The organism is Streptomyces sp. NPDC045026 (assembly GCF_056432625.1).
The window spans coordinates 124,299-144,874 of sequence record NZ_JBWKIS010000015.1 but is presented as its reverse complement, the minus strand read 5'-3'; the positions used below and the strand labels follow the sequence as shown (position 1 = coordinate 144,874).

15 protein-coding genes and 2 pseudogenes are annotated in these 20,576 nt (G+C 68.7%); 9 read left to right on the top strand and 8 right to left on the bottom strand.

The genetic code is table 11. The features are described 5' to 3' along the window. Positions 1-13: 13 nt before the first annotated feature. Together AC07EJ_RS28545 and AC07EJ_RS28540 are read right to left on the bottom strand one after the other, a co-directional pair. Positions 14-1,300: a Rieske 2Fe-2S domain-containing protein gene (locus tag AC07EJ_RS28545; RefSeq protein ID WP_478885323.1), complete on the bottom strand. Its 1,287-nt coding sequence runs from the start codon at positions 1,298-1,300 to the stop codon at positions 14-16. Positions 1,301-1,390: 90 nt separating this feature from the next. Continuing rightward, the gene (locus AC07EJ_RS28540) at positions 1,391-2,506 is read right to left on the bottom strand and encodes a zinc-dependent alcohol dehydrogenase (protein WP_478885322.1); all 1,116 of its coding nucleotides are present in this window, start codon (positions 2,504-2,506) and stop codon (positions 1,391-1,393) included. A 103-nt stretch (positions 2,507-2,609) separates the two neighbouring features. Between AC07EJ_RS28540 and AC07EJ_RS28535 the strand changes: the two genes are divergently transcribed. After that, positions 2,610-3,401: an IclR family transcriptional regulator gene (locus AC07EJ_RS28535; RefSeq protein WP_393583774.1), complete on the top strand. Its 792-nt coding sequence runs from the start codon at positions 2,610-2,612 to the stop codon at positions 3,399-3,401. A 522-nt stretch (positions 3,402-3,923) separates the two neighbouring features. Then, positions 3,924-4,118, top strand: a complete 195-nt coding sequence (locus AC07EJ_RS28530; protein WP_393583775.1) for a hypothetical protein — start codon at positions 3,924-3,926, stop codon at positions 4,116-4,118. Positions 4,119-4,476: 358 nt separating this feature from the next. Here the strand turns inward: AC07EJ_RS28530 and AC07EJ_RS28525 are convergent, their stop codons facing one another. After that, on the bottom strand, positions 4,477-5,481 hold the full coding sequence (locus tag AC07EJ_RS28525; RefSeq protein WP_389479621.1) for a LacI family DNA-binding transcriptional regulator: 1,005 nt from the start codon (positions 5,479-5,481) through the stop codon (positions 4,477-4,479). A gap of 254 nt (positions 5,482-5,735) precedes the next feature. On the opposite strand from AC07EJ_RS28525, the gene AC07EJ_RS28520 reads away from it, so the two are divergent. The 7 genes and pseudogenes from AC07EJ_RS28520 to AC07EJ_RS28490 all read left to right on the top strand — a co-directional run. Then, positions 5,736-6,662 (top strand): carbohydrate ABC transporter permease, encoded by a 927-nt coding sequence (locus tag AC07EJ_RS28520; protein ID WP_389479619.1) that lies wholly within the window; start codon positions 5,736-5,738, stop codon positions 6,660-6,662. A 5-nt stretch (positions 6,663-6,667) separates the two neighbouring features. Beyond that, entirely contained in the window at positions 6,668-7,600 is a 933-nt protein-coding gene (locus AC07EJ_RS28515) for a carbohydrate ABC transporter permease (RefSeq protein ID WP_478885321.1), read from the top strand. A gap of 66 nt (positions 7,601-7,666) precedes the next feature. Further along, positions 7,667-9,007, top strand: coding sequence for an ABC transporter substrate-binding protein (locus tag AC07EJ_RS28510; protein WP_389479685.1), 1,341 nt, complete (start codon positions 7,667-7,669; stop codon positions 9,005-9,007). A 54-nt stretch (positions 9,008-9,061) separates the two neighbouring features. Next, on the top strand, positions 9,062-11,110 hold the full coding sequence (locus AC07EJ_RS28505) for a beta-galactosidase (RefSeq protein WP_389479616.1): 2,049 nt from the start codon (positions 9,062-9,064) through the stop codon (positions 11,108-11,110). Positions 11,111-11,168: 58 nt separating this feature from the next. Further along, positions 11,169-13,199, top strand: coding sequence for an RICIN domain-containing protein (locus tag AC07EJ_RS28500; protein WP_389479614.1), 2,031 nt, complete (start codon positions 11,169-11,171; stop codon positions 13,197-13,199). Between the two features lie 263 nt (positions 13,200-13,462). Next, positions 13,463-14,288, top strand: a pseudogene (locus tag AC07EJ_RS28495) (IS256 family transposase); the annotation flags it as partial. Beyond that, a pseudogene (locus tag AC07EJ_RS28490) lies at positions 14,180-15,083 on the top strand (ISL3 family transposase); the annotation flags it as partial. The pseudogenes AC07EJ_RS28495 and AC07EJ_RS28490, both read left to right, overlap by 109 nt. A gap of 194 nt (positions 15,084-15,277) precedes the next feature. Here AC07EJ_RS28490 and AC07EJ_RS28485 read toward each other — a convergent pair. The 5 genes from AC07EJ_RS28485 to AC07EJ_RS28465 form a co-directional block, all read right to left on the bottom strand. Beyond that, the gene (locus AC07EJ_RS28485; RefSeq protein WP_329580114.1) at positions 15,278-15,502 is read right to left on the bottom strand and encodes a hypothetical protein; all 225 of its coding nucleotides are present in this window, start codon (positions 15,500-15,502) and stop codon (positions 15,278-15,280) included. A 489-nt stretch (positions 15,503-15,991) separates the two neighbouring features. Then, positions 15,992-17,206, bottom strand: coding sequence for a D-mannonate dehydratase ManD (manD, locus tag AC07EJ_RS28480; RefSeq protein ID WP_478885320.1), 1,215 nt, complete (start codon positions 17,204-17,206; stop codon positions 15,992-15,994). 35 nt (positions 17,207-17,241) lie between these two features. Next, positions 17,242-18,105 carry a carbohydrate ABC transporter permease gene (locus AC07EJ_RS28475; protein WP_478885319.1) on the bottom strand — a complete coding sequence of 288 codons (864 nt, stop codon included), beginning with the start codon at positions 18,103-18,105 and terminating at the stop codon, positions 17,242-17,244. Beyond that, entirely contained in the window at positions 18,102-19,064 is a 963-nt protein-coding gene (locus AC07EJ_RS28470) for a carbohydrate ABC transporter permease (RefSeq protein ID WP_389479607.1), read from the bottom strand. The genes AC07EJ_RS28475 and AC07EJ_RS28470 overlap by 4 nt, the downstream gene beginning before the upstream one ends. Then, positions 19,064-20,389 carry an ABC transporter substrate-binding protein gene (locus AC07EJ_RS28465; RefSeq protein ID WP_478885318.1) on the bottom strand — a complete coding sequence of 442 codons (1,326 nt, stop codon included), beginning with the start codon at positions 20,387-20,389 and terminating at the stop codon, positions 19,064-19,066. Before AC07EJ_RS28465 ends, AC07EJ_RS28470 begins: the two co-directional genes overlap by 1 nt. Between the last annotated feature and the right edge of the window lie 187 nt (positions 20,390-20,576).

Below are 20,576 nucleotides of genomic sequence, written 5' to 3'. Positions count from 1 at the left end.
CGGGCGGGAGCGGTCAGATGGAGTAGAAGTCCTCGCCTTCCTTCACCTTGAGGACCTCGGCGGCGCCGTCCTGGAACGGGACGGACTTCGGAAGCAGCACGGAGGTCGAGCGCACGGCGTGGTGCTTGCTGTTGACGCCGGGGACGTCCTCGCCCCTGGCGGCGGGCTCGGTGGCGGCCAGCAGCCTGCGGCGGGCGAGGATGATGGCCGCGTCGGAGGTGCCGAGCCGCTCCTTGGTGCGGTCGACGATGGCGCCCATGCTCTCCTGCAGGGAGAAGTCCTGGGCAGCGATGCCCTCGACGCCGGAGAAGGACTTCTTGTCCTTCTGGGCCTGGCGGTCGATGAGGTAGTCGTTGGAGGCGTTGGCCAGGGTGTCGTAGGTGCCCGGGATGTACTTGGCGTGGATGCCGTCGCCGTTGCGCAGGGAGGCGAGCTCGTCCTCGGTGAGTGGGCGGGTCGGGTGGTAGTTGACCGACCAGGCCCAGCAGGTCTCGTCGTCGATCGGGACCCAGGCGTGGCCGCCCATCGGGTTGTGGGTGCCGAACGGCGGGATGATCGTGTACCAGGGCATGATCCACTGGGTGATGCGCCAGTAGTAATTCTCTTCGTCGGCGTTACGGCGCGCGCCGATGAGCAGGCCGCCGTCGGACTCCACGACCTCGAACTTGGGCCGGGTGTCCTGCTTCAGGTACTCGTTGCCCGCGGTGCCCGAGTGCATCGGGTCGTCGTCCAGGTTGAAGCGGTGGGCGAAGGAGACGTGGCTGGAGTCGATGCCGCCCTCCATCGCCTGCATGAAGTTGGTCATCTGCCGGCGCTTGGAGAGGAAGACGTGGCTCTCCGGCAGGCCGGCCCACTCAAGGTCGGGCAGCTCGGGCTTGAGCTCCGGCGGGCCCATGTACGTCCAGATGACGCCGCCGCGCTCCACGCAGGGGTAGGCGGGCTGCTTGATCTTCTGGCACATGCGCGTCTCCGGCGGCTCGGAGGGCATGTCCACGCAGTTCCCGTCCACGTCGTACTTCCAGCCGTGGTAGGCGCAGCGCAGCCCGGACTCCTCGTTGCGTCCGAAGAACAGCGAGGCGGTGCGGTGGCTGCACATCTCGTCGAGCAGGCCGATCCGGCCCTGGGTGTCGCGGAAGGCGATCAGCTTCTCGCCCAGCAGCTGGACGCGCACCGGCGCGCAGTCGGGCTCCGGCAGCTCCTCGGCGAGCAGGGCGGGAATCCAGTAGCGGCGCAGCAGGGTGCCCATCTCGGTTCCCTGGCCGGTGCGGACGAGGCGCTCGTTCTGTTCACGGGTCAGCATCAAAACTCCTTGGTTGTGCAAGGTTGTGCGGTGTGCCGGCCGGAACCGGCGGGGCGGACCGGCCCGGAGTCGTCCGGCCGGTCGGTGGATTCAGGGGCGGACCACGACGTGCGGGGACTCGGGTCCGGTGCCGGCGGCGAGCCGGGCGAGCATGTCGCCGGTCTCTTCGAGGGAGACCGCGACGGAGGGCAGTTCCTGCAGGCCCGAGGTGCCGCCGGCGAGCGAGTCGATCGCCTGGGAGACGTACTCGGGGCGGCGGCCGCGCACGGCGGAGATCCGGAGGTTGCCGCGGGTCATGGCCCGGGTGTCGATCGGTACCGCGGCGGGCTGCTTGGGCGTGGTGAGCACCAGGCGCCCGCCCTGGCCGAGCAGGCCGACGGCGACGCCGATGACGTGCGGGGCGTACCCGACGGAGTCGACGACACAGTCCGCGGCCCGCGAACCGAGCACGCGGCGCACGCCCTCGGCGAGTTCGGCGCCGGTGTCGGCCGCGACGGTCACGGCACCGAGGCGCTCGGCGATCTCGAGGCGGGTGCGATCGCGGCGCAGCCCGGCCACCACCGTCTCGGCTCCGGCGTAGCGCGCCGCGGCCGCCACGGCGAGCCCGTGGTAGCCGGGGCCGAGGATGACGACGGTCTCGCCCTTGCGAACGGCGCCCGCGCGCAGGGTCCAGTCAAGGGCGTTGGCGTAGGGCAGCACCCAGGCGGCCAGTTCCTCGGACAGCTCGGGCGGCAGCGGGTGTACCACGGTGTTGGGCTGCAGGAGCAGGTATTCGGCGTTCCCGCCGTGCAGGCCCGGCGCTTCGGAGGCCGGCAGGGTGCCGACGCGGCGGCCGCCGCCCCACAGGTCGGTCTGCGGGCACAGGCGGTAGGCACCCGACGTGCAGGACGGGCAGGTCCCGCACGGCAGGTACTCCTCGATGACGACCCGGTCGCCGACCCGGCCCTGCCAGGTCCGCTTCCCCTGGTCGGGGGCCGCGGCGGCGATGCGGCCAACGACGTGGTGGCCCAGCACGGTCGGCTCCGGGACGCCCTTCGCGAAAAGGGAGACGTCCGTGCCGCAGATGCCGGAGGCGGTGACCCGCAGCCACCCCTCCCCCGGGCCCGCCTCGCGCAGGGGGAGGGTCCTCAGCTCGCTCCGTGCGCCTGGCAGGGCCACGCTCGCGCGGGCCTCGGCAGGTGTCCCTGTCATCTCGGTGTCGCTCACTCTGAACTCGCTTTCTATCGCTCTGCGATAATGCGTTATCGCCCTGCGGTTCGGCTACAGTAGGTGGCGACTTAGCGCACGTCAATGGGCGAGGAGCGACAAAATGGCCGGTGGTCGGGCGGGGGCGGACAGTGGACGCAGGGCCCTGGAAGTGCTGTTCGCGTTTACCGAACAGCGACCGATGGCGTCGGTGCGCGAACTGGCCGATACGGTCGGCATCCCGGTTCCCACCGCCCACCGCTATGTGGCGCTGCTGCGCGACATGGCCCTGGTGGAGGAGGACACCCGGGGGCGCTACCGGCTGACGATGCGGGTGGCGGCGCTGGGCCGCGCGGCCCGGCAGGGCACCTCACTGGCCGAGGTCGCGGACCCCTTCCTGCGCGCCCTGGCCGACGAGGTCTCCGAGACGGTGCTGCTCATCCGTCTGATACAGGGGCTTCCCGTGTGCGTGCACGGCGCCGAGAGCAGCCGTCCGTACCGGCTGTCGTTCGAGGTGGGACAGAACCTGCCGCCGCTGCGCGGTGCCAGTGCGCGCGTGCTGCTCGGCGGCCTGTCGCCCGCCGAGCGGGAGCGCTACGTCGACCGGGCGCTCGCCTCCGGCGCCGTGCCGCCGCTGCACGGGCATGAGGAGTTCCTGCAGGGCGTCGACATCGCCGACGAGCGCGGCTGGGACATCAGCCACGAGGAGATCGACGAAGGCATATGGGCCGTCTCGGCCGCCATCCGGGACGACGACCGCACGGTCGCCACCCTCTCCCTGTCCTGCCCGGAGTTCCGCCTCGACGACGCCCGCCGCAAGGCCTACACCGACCGGGCGGTGGCGACCGCACAGCAAATCTCCGAGGCACTGCGCGGGGGCGCGGCCACGGGCTCCGCGCCGGGCAACGACGCCTGACCACCCGCGTTCCCGGCCCCCGAAGATCGCGGGGCCGGGCGCGGATGATCCCGGCGTCGCCGACGCCGAGCCGTTCCTCGTGCAGTCGCCAGACCGGGCCCACGCTCTCCTGGCTTGACGCGAATGCCCTCGCGGGCGCGCATCGCCGCCCGCACTTCTCGTTGCGGTGGCTGCAGAACTCTGTGCCTGCCGAAAACTCCATCCGCGCAGTTCAGGCGGCATGTTGGTATTCGTGGACGGCTCCGCCGAGGCGGTCTTTCCGGCGTACCTTCAGCGGGGTGAGATGTGCGGGAGTGCGCGGTTCCGGGACGGCGCGCAAGGGTGCTGCCTGATCATTCGCTTGGTGGGGCCGGTGGGTGTTGTAGTGCAGCTCGAACTGGCGGAGGGCATGGCGCAGGTGGCGCTCGTTCCAGATGAGGGTGTGGTCCAGGAGGTGTCCCGCTCGGAAATACGATTCCGGCTCTGGCCTGCAGCTTCTCCACGCGGGGCAACAGCCTCAATGGCGCCTGGGATGATCCTTCGATGTCGCTGTCGATCGTCACCACGCTGGTCCGGAATCTGATCAAGGTGCCCTCTGCCGTACTCCGCACCCACGTGGCCAAGGACGCAGAGGTCCTCGCGTTACGGCATGAGAACGCGGTGCTGCGTGTGGGTGCCGAATATTACGTCGGTGCAGTTCAGCCCCGCTACCGCGCCGACGACAACGGTCGGCAATGATCACCGCTCATGCTCGTACGCCTGGCCTGCACTGCCGTCACTCACGCCTTCACCGCCCTGCGACTGATCCCTATGAGCGACCACGACAAGGACATCGAAATCCTCGCGTTGCATCACCAGCTCGCCGTCCTGCAACGTCGGCCCGGCAACCAGCACCCCGGCTTTCAGGCGGCCGACCGCACCTTCCTAGCCGCCCTCCTCGCCCCGCTGCCACAAGCCGCCCTGCGCCGGCTGCGGCTCATCGTCTCCCCGGACACTGTCCTGCGCTGGCACCGCGACTTCATGAATAACCGTCACGTCCGTCTCAGCCGCAACCGGCGTCCCGGCACCAACGACCAGCTCTTCCCAACGGAACTGCCTAGCCTCGCCCGCCTTCTCGCGACGGCGGTCGTCCCGTGCTCTCCCGCACGACCAGCCGTGTCGGCACCAGCGTGGTACCGGGTTCCGCCTCGCCCTGCCGGACCTGACGCAGCGCGCTCTCCACGCAGCGGCGGCCGACCTCCGCGAAATCCTGGTGGACCGTGGTGAGCGGCGGCTGGAACGAGCCAGAGTCAGGAATGTCGTCGAAGCCGATGACCGAAACGTCCTCGGGGACCCTGCGGCCCCGCTCCTCCAGGGCCCGCAGTAGGCCGAGCGCCATCTGGTCGTTCGCCGCGAACACCGCGGTGCAGTCGCCCTGTTCGGCCAGGCGCAGGCCCGCGCGGTAGCCCGAATCGGCCGACCAGTCGCCGCGCACCAGCGGTGGGACCGCGCGGCCCGCGGCCTCAAGTGCCCTGCGCCACGCATCCGTTCGGCGCTGCGCGGCGAACGACTCGGAGGGGCCCGCCAGATGCCAGACCGTGCGGTGGCCGAGGTCGAGGAGGTGGCGTACCGCGTCGCGGGTGCCGCCCGCCTGGTCCGTGTCCACCACCGCGTAACGGTCATCGGCGTCCGAGTCCGCGACCACGACCTTCACGTGGGGCGGCAGCGTGAGGCTCGCCGAGTCGAGCAGATGGACCTCCATGATGACGATGACCGCGTCCACCGCCAGTTCGCCGAGGCGCGAGAACGCGCCGCGCACCTCGTCCTGGGTGGGCACCGCGACGGGGAGGAGCGTGACCGCGTAGCCCTCCTGCGCGGCCGAGGTCGCGATGGCCTCCAGCGTGCGCATGTTGCCTGTCGTGGAGAGCGTGAACGTGATCACGCCGATGGTGCGGAAGTCGCCCCGTTTCAGCGCCCGCGCCGCACTGTTGGGGCGGTAGCCGAGGTCCTTCATGGCGGCGAGGACCCGCTCGCGTGTCTCCTCGTTGACGCCGGGAAAGCCGTTCGAGACGCGGGAGACCGTCTGGGACGAGACACCGGCGACCCGGGCGACGTCGGCCATGGACGCGTTGTGTGTGCGGCGCCGGGCGTGGGTCCTGCCGCGCTCCGGGGCTCTGTCCGTTGCTCCCACCGTTGGCCTCACCAGTCGAGTTGATCGTTCACGGGCGACTCTTGACCGTCCTCTGCGAGGCAGTGTAGACATGCCGCCACCGAATGTTTACGCAAACATAATACCTGTCGGTCGCTTGCGCGCCGGAATGTTTACGCAAACATCCGAGCACCATCCGCGAGACACGTACGAGCGAGGGACGCGAGATGACGACGCTTCAGCCGCCGGCCGCCGCAAGGCCGCGACCGGCCGGGCCACCGGTACGCAGGGCGCGCCGCTCGTGGACGGGGTGGGGGTTCATCGGCCCCTTCGTGCTCGTCTTCGCCCTGGTCTTCCTGGCGCCGCTCGCGTACTCGGTCTATCTGAGCCTGTTTCGCACACAACTCATCGGCGGCACCACCTTCGTGGGTCTGGACAACTACCAACAGGCCTTGCAAGACGGCCAGTTCTGGGACGGAGTCGTCCGCGTCGGACTGTTTCTGCTGATCCAGGTGCCGATCATGCTCGGCATCGCCTTGCTCGTCGCCCTCGCGATCGACAGCGGCCGCCTCTACGGCAAGGACTTCTTCCGGATCACCGTCTTCCTGCCCTACGCGGTACCCGCCGTCGTCGCGACCCTCATGTGGGGCTTCATGTACGGCACCCGCTACGGCTTGGTCGGCGACGTCAACGACGCGTTCGGCGTGAAGCTGCCCGACCCACTGTCCGCCGACCTGGTCCTCGCGTCCATCGGCAACATCGTGACCTGGGAGTTCGTCGGCTACAACATGCTGATCTTCTTCGCCGCGCTGCGCGTCGTACCGCACTCGCTGTACGAGGCGGCCGAGATCGACGGCGCCGGACAGTGGCGCATCATCACGGCCATCAAGCTTCCCGCGATCCGCGGCGCCCTCGTCATCGCCACGATCTTCTCGATCATCGGCAGCTTCCAGCTCTTCAACGAGCCCGCCATCCTCCAGAAGCTAGCGCCGAACGCGATCACCACCGACTACACCCCGAACTTCTACACGTACTCGCTGTCCTTCTCGGGTCAGCAGCAGAACTACTCCGCGACGGTCGCCATCGTCATGGGCGTGATCACGATGATCGTCGCCTACGTGGTCCAGCTGCGCGGCATGCGCAAGGGAGCGTGAGCGCGATGACCACCACCACCGGCTCCGTGCGGCCGACGGCACCGCTCAAGTCCGACGCCCCGCGGCTGCGTTCACCGCGCCGCCGGATACCCGGCCCTCCCCGGCGCAGCGTCCTGCTGACCGTGCTCACCGGTGTCGTCCTCGTCTACAGTCTGCTGCCGCTCGTGTGGCTCCTGATCAGTGCCACCAAGTCCCAGCAGGGACTGGCCCGTTCGTTCGGCCTGTGGTTCGACGGGAACTTCGACCTCTGGCACAACATCGGCGAGACCTTCACGTACCAGGACGGCGTCTTCGGCCGCTGGCTCCTCAACACGCTCCTGTACGTGGTGGTGGGCGCGGGCGGCGCCACCTTCCTCGCGGTCCTCGGCGGATACGCGCTCGCCAAGTTCGCCTTCCCCGGCAAGCGCGCCGTGTTCGCCGTCGTCATCGGGGCGGTCGCGGTGCCGGGCACGGCCCTTGCCGTCCCCACGTTCCTGATGTTCAGCAAGATGGGGCTCACCGACACCCCGTGGGCCGTCATCATCCCGTCGCTGATCTCGCCGTTCGGCCTGTATCTGATGTGGGTGTTCGCCGCCGAGGCGATCCCCACCGAGCTGATGGAGGCCGCCCGCATCGACGGCGCGAGCGAGCTGCGCACCTTCTTCCAGGTCGCCCTGCCGCTGCTCGCGCCCGGCACGGTCACCGTCCTGCTCTTCACCACGGTCGCGACCTGGAACAACTACTTCCTGCCGTTGATCATGCTGAAGGACCCCGACTGGTATCCGCTCACGCTCGGTCTGGACTCCTGGAACAAGCAGGCGCAGACGGCCGGCGGCGAGGCCATACCCCACCTGGTGCTCACCGGCTCACTGCTCACCATCGTGCCGCTGATCGCCGCCTTTCTGCTGCTCCAGAAGTACTGGCAGTCCGGGCTCTCCGCCGGAAGCGTCAAGGAGTAGGCGCAGCACCGCAGTTCACGCCCCGTACACCCTCTGTAGGACCACGAAGAAGTGGAAGCCATGCCCATGCCCAAGAACTCCCGCCGCCTGCTGCGCGGCATAGGTCTCCTCTGCGCCGTCGCCCTCGGGGCCACCGCCTGCGGCGGCTCCGACAACGACGCCTCGAGTGACAAGCAGGTCAGTTCGGCCGACATCCAGTCGGCGCTGAAGAAGGGCGGCACCGTCACGGTGTGGGCGTGGGAGCCCACGCTGAAGCAGGTCGCCGCCGACTTCGAGAAGAAGTACCCGAAGGTCGACATCAAGCTGGTCAACGCGGGCACCAACAACGACCAGTACAAGGCTCTGTCGAACGCGATCTCGGCGAAGAAGGGCGTCCCGGACGTCGCGCAGATCGAGTACTACGCGCTCGGCCAGTACGCCCTGACGAAGCAGATCACCGACCTCAAGGCGTACGGTGCCGAGAAGCTGGCGGAATCGTACTCGCCCGGGCCGTGGAACTCGGTGAAGTCCGGCGCCGGCGTCTACGGCCTGCCCATGGACTCCGGCCCGATGGCGCTCTTCTACAACAAGAAGGTCTTCGACAAGTACAAGATCGCCGTCCCGACGACCTGGGACGAGTACGTCGAGGCCGCCCGCAAGCTGCACAAGGCCGACCCGAAGGCGTACATCACCAGCGACGCCGGCGACGCGGGCCTGACCACCAGCCTGCTGTGGCAGGCCGGTTCGCACCCGTACAAGGTCGACGGCACCAAGGTCGGCATCGACTTCACCGACGCGGGTGCGAAGAAGTACACCGACACCTGGCAGAAACTGATCGACGAGAAGCTCGTCGCGCCCGTCACCGGCTGGACCGATGACTGGTACAAGGGCCTCGGCGACGGAACCATCGCCACGCTGCCCACCGGCGCCTGGATGCCCGCCAACTTCGCCTCCGGCGTGAAGAGCGCCTCCGGCGACTGGCGCGTCGCCCCCATGCCGCAGTGGGAGAAGGGCGCGCACACCAGCTCCGAGAACGGCGGCAGCTCGCTCGCGCTGCCCGAGCTCGGCAAGAACAAGGAACTCGCCTACGCGTTCGTCGAGTACGCCAACTCCGGTGCGGGCGTGCAGACCCGCATCAAGAACGGCGCGTTCCCCGCGACGACGAAGGACCTGAACTCCTCGTCGTTCCAGAACACCGAGTTCCCGTACTTCGGGGGCCAGAAGGCCAACAAGGTCTTCGCCGAGTCCGCGAAGAGTGTGCCCACCGACTGGAAGTACCTGCCGTACCAGGTGTACTCCAACTCGATCTTCAACGACACCGTCGGCAAGGCGTACGTCTCCTCGACCAAGCTCACCGCCGGGCTGAAGTCCTGGCAGGACGCGTCCGTCAAGTACGGCACCGAGCAGGGCTTCACCGTCGAGAAGTAGCCCGCCGCCTCCCGCGACCGCACCTGTGGAAGACCGCTCCCCGAAAGGACGCGCATGACCGCCCCCCTCACCTCTCGTTTCCCGTACGCGAAGGGCTCGGACGGCACCCGGCGCCTCGGCTACGGAGCCGACTACAACCCCGAGCAGTGGTCACGGGAGGTGTGGGCGGACGACATCCGGCTGATGCGTGAGGCCGGGGTGAACGTCGTCTCCCTCGCCATCTTCTCCTGGGCACGGCTCCAACCCACCGCCGACACCTGGGACTTCGGCTGGCTCGACGAGATCATGGACCTGCTGCACGCGGGCGGCATCGGCGTCGACCTGGCCACCGCCACCGCGTCGCCGCCGCCGTGGCTCACCACCGCGCACCCGGAGATCCTGCCGGTGACCGCGAGGGGCGAGACACTGTGGCCGGGCGCCCGGCAGCACTGGCGGCCCACCTCGCCCGCCTTCCGCGAGCACGCCCTGAACCTCGTCCGCCGCCTCGCGTCCCGCTACGCCGATCACCCCGCCCTGGTCGCCTGGCACGTCAACAACGAGCTGGGCTGCCACAACGTCTACGACTACTCCGACGACGCCGCCCGCACCTTCCGGTCCTGGCTGCGCCGCCGCTACACCACGCTCGACGCCCTCAACAACGCCTGGGGGACGGCCTTCTGGTCCCAGCGCTACAGCGACTGGGAGCAGATACTGCCGCCGCGGCTCGCCGCCTCGCACCCGAACCCGACCCAGCAGCTCGACTTCAAGCGCTTCTCGTCGGATGCGCTCAAGGACCACCTGCTCGCCGAGCGAGAGATCCTGCGCGAGCTCACCCCGGACACGCCGGTCACCACCAACTTCATGGTGATGCCGGGCACCAAGGGCATGGACTACGCGGACTGGGCGGACGAGGTCGACTTCGTAGCCAACGACCACTACGTCACCCCCGGACCGCAGGACCGCGACGAACTCTCCTTCTCCGCCAACCTCAGCAGCGGCATCGCGGGACACCGCCCCTGGTTCCTGATGGAGCACTCCACCAGCGCCGTGAACTGGCAGCCCGTCAACCCACCCAAAACGCCCGGAGAGTTGGCCTGCGACTCGCTGCTGCACGTCGCGCACGGCGCCGACGCCGTCTGCTTCTTCCAGTGGCGCCAGTCGGCGGCCGGAGCCGAGAAATACCACTCGGCGATGGTCCCGCACGCCGGAGCCGACAGTGAACTCTTCCGCTCCGTCGTCGAGCTGGGCCGCACCCTCGACGCGCTCGCCCCCATCGCCGGCAGCGAGCGCGAACCTGCCCGTGTGGCGATCCTCTTCGACTGGGACTCCTGGTGGGCCGGCGAGCAGGACTCCCACCCGACCTCCCGCCTCGACTACCACCGCGAGGCCCTCGACTGGTACTCGGCGCTGCTTCGTCTCGGCCACCGCGCCGACGTGGTGCCCGCCCACCGCACCGACCTGTCCGCGTACGACGTCGTCATCGCGCCCGTCCTGCACGTGGTGCCACAGCCGCTCGCCAAGGAACTCACCCGGTACGTCGAGGGCGGCGGCCACCTCGTCACCACATACTTCTCCGCGATCGTCGACGAGAACGACCACGTCTGGCTCGGCGGCTACCCGGGCGCACTGCGCGACGTCCTCGGCATCCGCATCGAGGAGTTCGGGCCACTGCTCGACGGCGACACCGTCGACCTGGACAACGGCACCACCGGCAGCCTGTGGACCGACCGGATCTCCGTCACCGGCACGGACGTCGAGGTCCTGGCAGGCTACCGCACCGGCACGTACGCGTCGCGCCCTGCCGTCACCCGGCGCGGCACGGGCCGTGGCTCGGCCACATACGTGTCCACCCGGCTCGGCGCCGACGGGCTGACCGTGCTGCTGCCCGAGCTGCTCGCGCCCGCCGGGGTGACCAGCGAACTCCCACAACACGCACGGGGGTTGGTGGAACACGCCGTTCGGCGCGACACCGAGTACCGCTATCTGTTCCTGGTCAACCGGAGCGACGAGCAGGTGGCGCTGCCGGGCCTGACCGGTGACGTGCTCGTCGCGCCGCGGTCCGAGGGCGACGGCCTCGTCCTGGCGCCCCGCCAGGTCGCCGTCCTGCGGCAGTCCGCCTCCTGAATCCACCCGCTCTCGCACCACCGACACTCCACCCACACCACGACATTAGGAGCACACGTTGGCGCGCTTGACCCGCAGACGGTTCATCGGCATCGCCGCGGCCACGGCCGCAGCCGCAGGAACCCAGCTCTCAGCCGCACCGCTCGCCGCCGCGGCGGCCGCCGCGACGGTCACGGTCACCCCCGACCCCTCGTACCGGCAGGAGCGGTTCGAGGGGTGGGGCACCAGCCTGGTCTGGTTCGCGAACGCGACCGGACACTACCCGGACGAGATCCGCGAGCGGATAGCCGACCTCGTCTTCGGCCGTGACGGCCTCGCCCTCAACATCGCCCGCTACAACATAGGCGGCGGCAACGCACCCGACGTACCGGCCTACTTGAGGCCGGGCGGCGCCGTCGAGGGCTGGTGGAAGGCGCCCGAGGGCACCACCCGCACCGACACCGACTGGTGGGACCCCGACAACGGGGACCACTGGAACGGGGACGCCGACGCGACCCAGCGCTGGTGGGTGGACCGGATCAAGAAGGACATCACCCACTGGGAGACGTTCTCCAACTCGCCGCCGTACTTCATGACGGTCAGCGGCTACGTCTCCGGCGGCTTCGACGCGTCGAAAGACCAGTTGAAGGAGGCGTCCGTCGACGACTTCGCCACCTATCTGGCCGGGGCGACGCGGCGCCTGGAGAAGGCGCACGGCATCAAGGTGAAGACCGTCGACCCGTGCAACGAGCCCAACACCAGCTACTGGGGTACGAAGTTGGGTGCCGACGGGAATCCGACCGGTGGCCGTCAGGAGGGCTGTCACATCGGCCCCGCCCTCCAGCAGAAGATCGTGCCCGCGCTGCACACCGCGCTCAAGAAGGCGCGGACGACGGCAGTCGTCTCAGCAATGGACGAGACCAACCCGACAACCTTCGCCACGAACTGGACCAGCTACCCGGCCGACGTGAAGAGCCACGTCGCCCAGATGAACGTCCACACGTACGGCACCGGCGGCCGGACCTCCGTCCGCGACCTCGCCAAGGCCGACGGCAAGCCGCTGTGGATGAGCGAGGTCGAGGGCGACTGGGGCGACGGCCAATCCTTCACCGACATGCGCCCCGGACTCGGGCTCGCCCAGCACATCGTCGACGACCTGCGCGAACTGGAGCCCACCGCCTGGGTGTTCTGGCAGCCCGTCGAGGACTGGGACAACATGAAGCCCGGCGGGGAATCCGCCGAGGGAGGCAACTGGGGCGAGATCCAAGTCTCCTTCAGCGCCGGCCCCGACGACACCCTGGAGACCTGCCCGGTCCACACGAACACGAAGTTCGACACCGCCCGGAACTTCACCCACTACATCCGTCCCGGCGACCATCTCATCAAGACCGACGACACGAGCAGCACCGCGGCCGTCACCCGTGGCGGCAACGGCGCCACCGTCGTCCACGTCAACAGCACCACGTCCTCCCGCACGGTGACGCTCGACCTGTCGAAGTTCGCGACCGTACGCCAGGGCGCGACCGTCACCCCGGTCGTGACCAGCACGGACGGCAAGCTGGCCGAGCAGACGCCGGTCGCGGTGACGGGCCGTACGGCCACCTTCACGGTGCCCGCGCAGTCGGTGACCACGTTCGTGATCAAGGGCGTGTCCGGGGTCACGAAGGACGCCGCGACGCTGCGCAAGGGACGAACGTACGAGCTGACCGGCGTACAGAGCGGCAAGGACCTCACCGTCGCCGACGACGGCAGCACACTCGTCATCGAGTCGGGGACGGGCGCGGCCGGTCAGCGGTGGCGGCTCGCGCAGATCAGCGGTGAAGGACCGGCGAACCGCAGGCGGCACGTCTTCACCAGCGCCGCCGACGGCAGGCGGCTGGCCGTCCGCGACGGTGCACCGGTCGTCGAACCCGACACCGACGAGCGGGACGCGGCCACGCAGTGGATCCTGTCGACGACGGGTGACGGCACGTACACGCTCGTCAACGCCGGTACGGGCCGACTCCTCGAGGTCGGCGGACAGGCCACGCACGAGGGCGCGCCCGTCGGGACCTGGCAGCCCAACTCCGGTTCCAATCAACGGTGGAAGGTCACCGACGTGACGTCCTGAGGACCGCGTCGGCGCGCTCCACGGCCTCGTACCGTGGAGCGCGTCCCTCGCGGGGTCCGCTGTTGCCGCCTGCTCCCGAGCGGCGCCGACGCCATCCGGGACGGTTACGCGTTCCCGACCGGGCAGCGCCGGCCGACGTGATGTAAGTGCTGCGAACCGGTTGTCCTGGCGGGACGTTCCCGCGGAGAGAGTGGGCTGCTCCGGAGTGACGGCCTGGCGCCGGCTGCGGGGCTTGACCGACGCAGGCGTCCGGCTCCACCTCCGACGGTATCCACCTGCGGATCCGTCTCGAAGAGGCGAAGGCCGCGGTCCTGGTCGTCATGGGCGTGCGCGCGGACGGCACCGAGGAGCCGATCGCGATGACGGACGGCAACCGCGAGTCCGCGGAGTCCTGGGCGAGCCTTTTGCGGGACTGCCAGCGCCGCGGCATGTGTGCTCCCGTCCTCGCCGTGGCTGCCGGCGCCCTCGGCTTCTGGAACGCGCTCAATGAGGTCTCCCCTGAAACCCGCCACCAAAGATGCTGGGTTCACAAAACAGTCAAGTGCCTAGACACCCTGCCGAAGTCGGCCCAGCCCGCGGCGAAGAGGGCCATCCAGGACATCTGCAACGCCGAGGACAAGGAGCAACGCCGCTCAGGCGGTCGCCGCGTTCGCCAATCAGTGCGGCGCGAAGTTCCCCAAGGCCGTCAAGAAGATCGCCGATGACGAGGACGAGCTCCTGGCGTTCTACGACTTCCCCGCCGAACACTGGATCCACCTGCGCACCACGAACCCGATCGAGTCAACCTTCGCGACCGTCCGCCTACGGACCAAGGTCACCAAAGGCGCTGGCTCCCGAGCCGCCGCCTTGGCGATGGTCTTCAAGCTCGTCGAGTCCGCGCAGGCCCGCTGGCGAGCCGTGAACGCACCCCACCTCGTCGCCCTCGTCCGAGCAGGCGCCCGCTTCGAACTCGGCCACCTCGTCGAGCGGCCACCGACGATCGCAGCTTCGAGTTCTCCACCCTCGGCGGCTGGCTGGCCACCCGTGCCGACGGCCACTACGCCACCATCCACACCCACATCGACGACTTCGTGCAGTCCCTGCGCGTGATCACGCCCGCCGGAGCCGGCACGTTCTGGCGCCTGCCCGCATCCGGCGCCGGACCGTCGCCCGACATGGTTCACGGTGACGAGTTGAGTTTCGGACGAGGGTCGGTTCATGAGTCAGTCGAAGTGACCGACACCGTGGTCCGGGTCGGGGCTCGGACCACCGCAGTGCGGGCCGCCTGCCCGGGGTGCGGATGTTGGTCAGGGCGAATACATGGCTCCTACGTGCGGTTTCCTCGTGATTTGCCAGCGGTGGGCAAGGTCGTCGTGGTGTCGCTACGGGTGCGGCGATTCGTCTGCGCGGATGACTGCTGCCACCGCAAGACGTTCGCCGAGCAAGTGCCTGGGCTCACCCGCCGGTTCGGGCGACGCACTGAGCGGCTGCGATCGACGCTAGTGTCGGTTGGCCTCGCGCTCGCAGGCCGGGCCGGCGCCCGCATGACGGATGCTTTCAAGGCCACAGTCAGCAGGAACACCCTGCTGAGGCTGATCGGCTCACTTCCGGACCCTGCAACCGTCGCCCAACGTGTGGTAGGCGTGGACGAATACGCCCAGCGCAAGGGGCGGATCTACGGAACTGTCCTTGTCGACGTCGCAACACGTCGTCCGATCGACCTCCTCCCCGACCGCAAGGCGGACACGCTCGCCGCCTGGCTCGCCGAGCGGCCCGACATCGAGGTGGTCTGCCGCGACCGCGCCCCCCTTCTTCACCGAAGGCGCCACCCGAGACGCCCTCCAGGCACTCCAGGTCGCCGACCGATGGCATCTTTGGCACAACCTCGGCGAAGCCGCGGAGAAGCACGAACAAGGACACGCCCTCGCGGCGTAAGTATCGAGTGTCCGACATCACGGGGGAACTTCAGGCTGGCATTGTCCACGAGACGGGGTTCTGGCTCGGAAAAGTGAGCTAGAACCGAAACTCGTGGAGAGCCAGATGGCGGTGGCGCGTGACGCGCGGCCGCCTGTAGTGGAGTCTGGGAGAGCGAGGGTCAACTACACCTCGCCCGTGGCGAACAGCTCAAGGTGCCCGCACTTGGGGCAGCGGAACGCCTCTATCTGCCGCCGGAGTCGGCCCATCCGCTTGGCACCCCCGAGAATTCCCCGCTCCAACGCGCCCTCGATCCAGCGTGCGTACCCGCGTGAGTGCTCGCCGGCATCCTCGACGAAACCCTCCACCAGACCGACGGTGCTGCACTGGGTGCATGTGTAACTGTTCATCCCGTGAGTGTAGAGAGCGCGACCAGGCCAGGCCCGTAGCCATCGGCTCCTGCCGGGCTGGAGCGGCGGAAGTCGAAGCCCACGGCTGGCATGCCTGCGCAGCCCTCAAGCAACAACTCGCTGCAGACAAGTCAACGAACCCTATCCAACGAAACCACAAGCGAACCGGAGGAGATCGGGCGGCCGCTCGGTACGCGCTCTGGGGGCGCCGCAAAGGACGTTCGGGCCTCTGGCAGCGGGCGAAGGGTGGGACGGGCGGTGGACTGCAACGCGGAGACAGCAGGAAGGGCTTCGCGTCGCGGGCACGGATGCCGGGGCCAAGGCCAAGCGGGCAGGCGGGCAGGCCCTGCCCGCGGAAGGCCGGGTCGATGCAGATTACCGACTGCGGCGAGGGAAGTGAGCCGTCCTCCTTCCCTCGCCTTGCTCTGGAGCACGGCGACCCACCGGAACCAGAGGGTCAGACTGTGCTGTGAGCTGGCGGACGGTGGCTCACCAATCGTGGATGGTTCCGTCCTGCAGGCGGTTGACGGGCAGATAGGCCGCCTCGTAGGGGTGAGCTGCGGCCATGTCCTCGTCCAGTTCCACGCCGATGCCGGGAGTCTCGCCCGGGTGCAGGTGTCCGTCGGTGAAGGTGTAGGCGTGGCGGAACACCTCCTCGGTGAGTGCGGTGTGGCCCGAGTACTCCTGGATACCGAAGTTGTGGACTGCCAGGTCGAGGTGGACGGCCGCCGCCATGCCGACGGGTGAGATGTCCTCCGGCCCGTGGATGGCGCTCTTGATCTGGTACTGGGCCGCGAAGTCGAACAGCTTGCGCAGCGGCGTGACGCCTCCGAAGTGGGTGACCGCGGACCGTACGTAGTCGATGAGCTGCTCGGTGATCAAGGTCTGGTAGTCGTACACGGTGTTGAACACCTCGCCGATCGCCAGCGGCGTGGTGGTGTTGGCCCGTACCAGGCGCAGTGCCTCCTGGTTCTCGGCGGGGGTGCAGTCCTCCAGCCAGAAGGGCCGGTAGGGCTCCAGGTCCTTGCCGAGGCGGCCCGCCTGGACGGGGGTGAGCCGGTGGTGCGCGTCGTGCAGCAGGGGCAGTTCGGCGCCGAACTCACTGCGTACCGCGTCGAACACGGCCGGGATGTGGCGCAGGTAGGCGTCGGTGTCCCAGTCCTCGACCAGGGGACGGGCCTGCTGATGCAGGACGGCCGAGCCGTCGTCGTCGGTGCTGTGCACGCCGTACACGGCTTTGAGGCCGGGGATGCCCGACTGGATACGGACGGCCTGATAGCCCTCGGCGAGCCGGGCCCGCACCGAGTCGATGAGTTCGGGGATGTCGCGTCCGTTCGCGTGCCCGTAGGTGCGTACGCGGTCCCGGCCGGCACCGCCCAGGAGTTGGTAGAGCGGGAGGCCGGCGGCCTTGGCCTTGATGTCCCACAGGGCGACGTCGACCGCGGCGATCGCGGCCATAGTGACGGGACCCCGGCGCCAGTACGCCCCGCGGTACAGGTACTGCCAGGTGTCCTCGATCCGGTGTGGATCGAGGCCGAGGAGGAGGGGCGCGACGTGGTCGGTGAGGTAGCTGACGACGGCGAGTTCGCGGCCGTTGAGGGTGGCGTCGCCGAGGCCGGTGAGGCCGTCGTCGGTCGTCAGCTTCAGGGTGACAAAGTTGCGTCCGGGGTTCGTGACGACGACCTTCGCGTCGACGATCTTCATACGTGTGCTCTTTCCGGTGTCGTGGGAGGTAGGGCCTAGCCCTTGGTGGCGCCCGAGGTCAGGCCGGCCACCAGATACTTCTGGCCGAGGACGGCGGCGATGACCACGGGGACGGTGATCAGGGTGGAGGCGGCCATGAGGCCGCCCCAGTCGGTGCTCGCGTACGAGATGAAGTTGAAGAGGGTCACCGGCACGGTCTGTGTGCGGTCGTCGGCGAAGACCAGCGCGAACATGAAGTTGTTCCAGCTGAAGACGAAGGCCAGGAGTGAGGCGGTCGCCGTGCCAGGTGCGGCGAGCGGGAGGGAGATCCGCCAGAAGGCGCCGAAGGCGCTCAACCCGTCGGTGCGGGCGGCTTCTTCGAGTTCGACCGGGAGTCCTGCGAAGAAGCTGATCATGATCCACATGATGAGCGGGACGGATACGAACATGTGGCTGAGGATCAGCACGGTGTAGGAGCCGACCAGCCCCATCTGCGCGAACAGGTAGTACCACGGCACCAGCAGGGAGATCGCCGGGACGATGCGCGCGATGAGGATGACAGACCCGGTGCGACGCATGCCGAATCGGCCCACGGCCCAGGCGGCGGGCACCGCGATGACGGCGGACAGGGCAGTGGAGACCGCGCCCACCAGAAGGGAGTTGCCCATGGAGCGGACGATCTGCCCGGCCTCGACGACGTTGCGGAAGTTGTCGAAGGTGGGCGTGAACCACAGGCCCACGGAGGGGTCGGTCACCTGGAGGTTGGTTTTGAACGCGGCGGCGAACATCCACGCGAGCGGCAGCGCGAAGACCAGGGTGACGAGCCCGATCGCGGTACCGCGCAGCCAGGCCAGCCGGCGGCGTCGGCGGAACGGCGGGGCGACCGAGGGCCGGGCGGCGTGGGTGAGGGTGGCACTCATGCGTTCTTCCTTCCGCCGCGGCGGCGCAGCAGGACCACGACACCGATGATGAACAGCGTGAACAGCACCAGGACGGCGGCGGCCAGGCCGTATTCCTGGTAGTCGAAGGTCAGCCCGTAGGCGTAGACGTTGAGCGTCTCCACCTCGAAGTCCGAGCCGCCGCCTGCGCCCTTGGTGGCGTAGAGGATGTCGAAGGTCTTGAGGGCGTCGACGGCACGGAGTACGAGTGCGGTCGCGAGGGTGGGGCCGAGCATGGGCAGTACGACGTGGCGGAAGCGCTGCCAGGCGTTGGCTCCGTCGACGAGGGCGGCCTCCTCGGGCTCCTCGGGCAGTGTGGTCAGTCCGGCCAGGAGGAGCAGGGTCATCATCGGTGTCCACTGCCACACGTCGATGAGCATCAGCGTCGGCAGGGACTGGCTCACTGAGCCGAGGAACTCCTGGCGAGGCAGTCCGAGACCGGCGAGGATGTGGTTGGCGATGCCGTTGGTGGGGTCGAGGATCAGCAGCCAGAGGATGCCGATCGCGACCGGTGTAGCCAGCAGAGGGATGATCAGTACGGTGCGCACCCAGCGCATGCCGCGGAACGGCTTGCGCATGAGCATCGCGAGGGCGAGGCCGAACACCGTCTCCAGGACCACGGCGCCGAGGGTGAAGACGATCGTGCGGCGGACCGCGGGCCAGAACCTGCGGGCGTCGCCCAGCGCGTCGGCGAAGTTCCGCAGACCGATGTGGCTCTTGTCGGCGTTCACCGCTCCGAACGCGTCGGTGAGACTGAGGTCGAGCGTGAAGGCCAGCGGGAAGACGATCATCAGGCCGACGAAGAGCAGGGCCGGGGCCAGCATCGCCCACTTCAGGCGACGGTTGGCCTGTTCGAAGGTGCGCGGCGGGCGGGTGCGTCGCGTTCGGCTATGGGTCGGTCGGGCGTCGGCCCGGGATGCGGAGACCTCGGTGGCGGTCATCAGGACTCCTTGTGTCGGTTGTCGCGGACGAGGAAATCGGCGAACTCCGCGTCCGCGTCCCGTACGACGGGCCGAACGGACTCGCCGAGAATCCCCGCGACCAGCGGGCGGCCGACGATGTCCCGGGCGCGGCCGACCTGGAGAACACGGGGGCGGTCGTAGCCCAGGCCTCGCTTTGCGTTGAGGCTCATGGCCTCGGCGAGGTCGGGCGGGAAGGACCTGAGGGTCTTGGAGTCGGCCCACACGGAGGTGCGAGCGCCAGGGATGCCGTCTGCCTGGAGAGCCGCCGACATATCGGGTCCCGCGGCCCACTTGATGAACTGCCAGGCGTCGTCACGCAGCAGGGAGAACTTGTTGATGCCGAGGCTCCAGGACGCGATGTTGTGCGGCCTGGCACCGGCCGGTCCCGCGGGGAAGGGGGCGAATCCGACGGTGTCCCGTACCGTCCGGCTCGCGATCTTCGGGTCGAGGAAGTTGCTGTAGATCGCGTCGGCGTCGATGTAGAACGCCGCCTTGCCCTGCGCGAAGATTGGCATGGCCTGTTCGAGGCTCATGTTGGTGGCTCCCGGCGGCCCCGCCTTCCCCAGAAGGCGTCCGTAGTACTCGTAAGCGGCCAGTGCCTGCGGGCTCCCGATGCCGGACCGGCCGTCGATGACGAAGTCGCCGCCGTGTGAGTAGAGGAAGCTGGACCACTGGGACACAGCGCCATTGCGCTGTCCGCGGCCCACGTATCCGTAGAACCCCCGCTTGCGTCGGCTGAGTTCCAGGGCGGAGGACATCAGCGCGTCGAGGGTGCGCGGGGGTCCGCCGGCGTCCTGGACCAGGTCTTTGCGGTAGTACAGCGTGGGTCGCTCGGTCACCACGGGAACGCTCAGTACTTTGCCTGCCGTCACGGAAACCTCGCGCGGCGCCTTCTGGAAGTCCGTCCAGGCGAACTCGTTGTCGCCCTCCACCCGGTCGGTGAGATCGGCGAGCCAGTCGTTGTGTGCGAAGAGGAGTTGGTCCTGGAGCGCGCGCACCATCATGACGTCGACGTCGGTGCCCGACGCGTTGAGTTTGACGTTGTAACTGCTGGTCAGCTGGTCGGCGGTGAGCAGGGTCAGGGAGACCCGGCGCCCGATGCGTTCCTCGAACTCCTTCGTCCGACGCTTGATCGCCTGCGACCACACGTGGTTGATCGCCATGATCCGCAACGGAGCACTGGCCGACGGCTTTCCGGTCCTTGGCGAACAGGCGCCGAGCGCCGCTGTCCCCGCAGCACCAGCGATCCCTGCGGCCAGCCTGCCGAAGGAGCGGCGGCTCAGGAGCCGACTGCTCGTGGACATCGTTGTCCTCGTCTTTCTGCTGTGGAACGCTCTCAAAGTCCTACGGTCCTGTCCGGTCCAACTGGTAGTACCAGTTGGACCGGACAGGACCGTAGCAGGCTCCGCAGATCCGGAACACCCCCGAGAGGAAAGATCGACAAATCTCAACTGCGTGCGCGCCGACCGCCTTTGTCAGGTCGGATCCGCC

What these genes read in the sequence shown, in the direction of transcription:
- AC07EJ_RS28545 (WP_478885323.1), bottom strand. Translation starts at nt 1,300, where the DNA reads ATGCTGACCCGTGAACAGAACGAGCGCCTCGTCCGCACCGGCCAGGGA.
- AC07EJ_RS28535 (WP_393583774.1), top strand. Translation starts at nt 2,610, where the DNA reads ATGGCCGGTGGTCGGGCGGGGGCGGACAGTGGACGCAGGGCCCTGGAA.
- AC07EJ_RS28505 (WP_389479616.1), top strand. Translation starts at nt 9,062, where the DNA reads ATGACCGCCCCCCTCACCTCTCGTTTCCCGTACGCGAAGGGCTCGGAC.
- AC07EJ_RS28525 (WP_389479621.1), bottom strand. Translation starts at nt 5,481, where the DNA reads ATGGCCGACGTCGCCCGGGTCGCCGGTGTCTCGTCCCAGACGGTCTCC.
- AC07EJ_RS28485 (WP_329580114.1), bottom strand. Translation starts at nt 15,502, where the DNA reads ATGAACAGTTACACATGCACCCAGTGCAGCACCGTCGGTCTGGTGGAG.
- AC07EJ_RS28475 (WP_478885319.1), bottom strand. Translation starts at nt 18,105, where the DNA reads ATGAGTGCCACCCTCACCCACGCCGCCCGGCCCTCGGTCGCCCCGCCG.
- AC07EJ_RS28470 (WP_389479607.1), bottom strand. Translation starts at nt 19,064, where the DNA reads ATGACCGCCACCGAGGTCTCCGCATCCCGGGCCGACGCCCGACCGACC.
- AC07EJ_RS28520 (WP_389479619.1), top strand. Translation starts at nt 5,736, where the DNA reads ATGACGACGCTTCAGCCGCCGGCCGCCGCAAGGCCGCGACCGGCCGGG.
- AC07EJ_RS28530 (WP_393583775.1), top strand. Translation starts at nt 3,924, where the DNA reads ATGTCGCTGTCGATCGTCACCACGCTGGTCCGGAATCTGATCAAGGTG.
- manD (WP_478885320.1), bottom strand. Translation starts at nt 17,206, where the DNA reads ATGAAGATCGTCGACGCGAAGGTCGTCGTCACGAACCCCGGACGCAAC.
- AC07EJ_RS28465 (WP_478885318.1), bottom strand. Translation starts at nt 20,389, where the DNA reads ATGTCCACGAGCAGTCGGCTCCTGAGCCGCCGCTCCTTCGGCAGGCTG.
- AC07EJ_RS28510 (WP_389479685.1), top strand. Translation starts at nt 7,667, where the DNA reads ATGCCCAAGAACTCCCGCCGCCTGCTGCGCGGCATAGGTCTCCTCTGC.
- AC07EJ_RS28515 (WP_478885321.1), top strand. Translation starts at nt 6,668, where the DNA reads ATGACCACCACCACCGGCTCCGTGCGGCCGACGGCACCGCTCAAGTCC.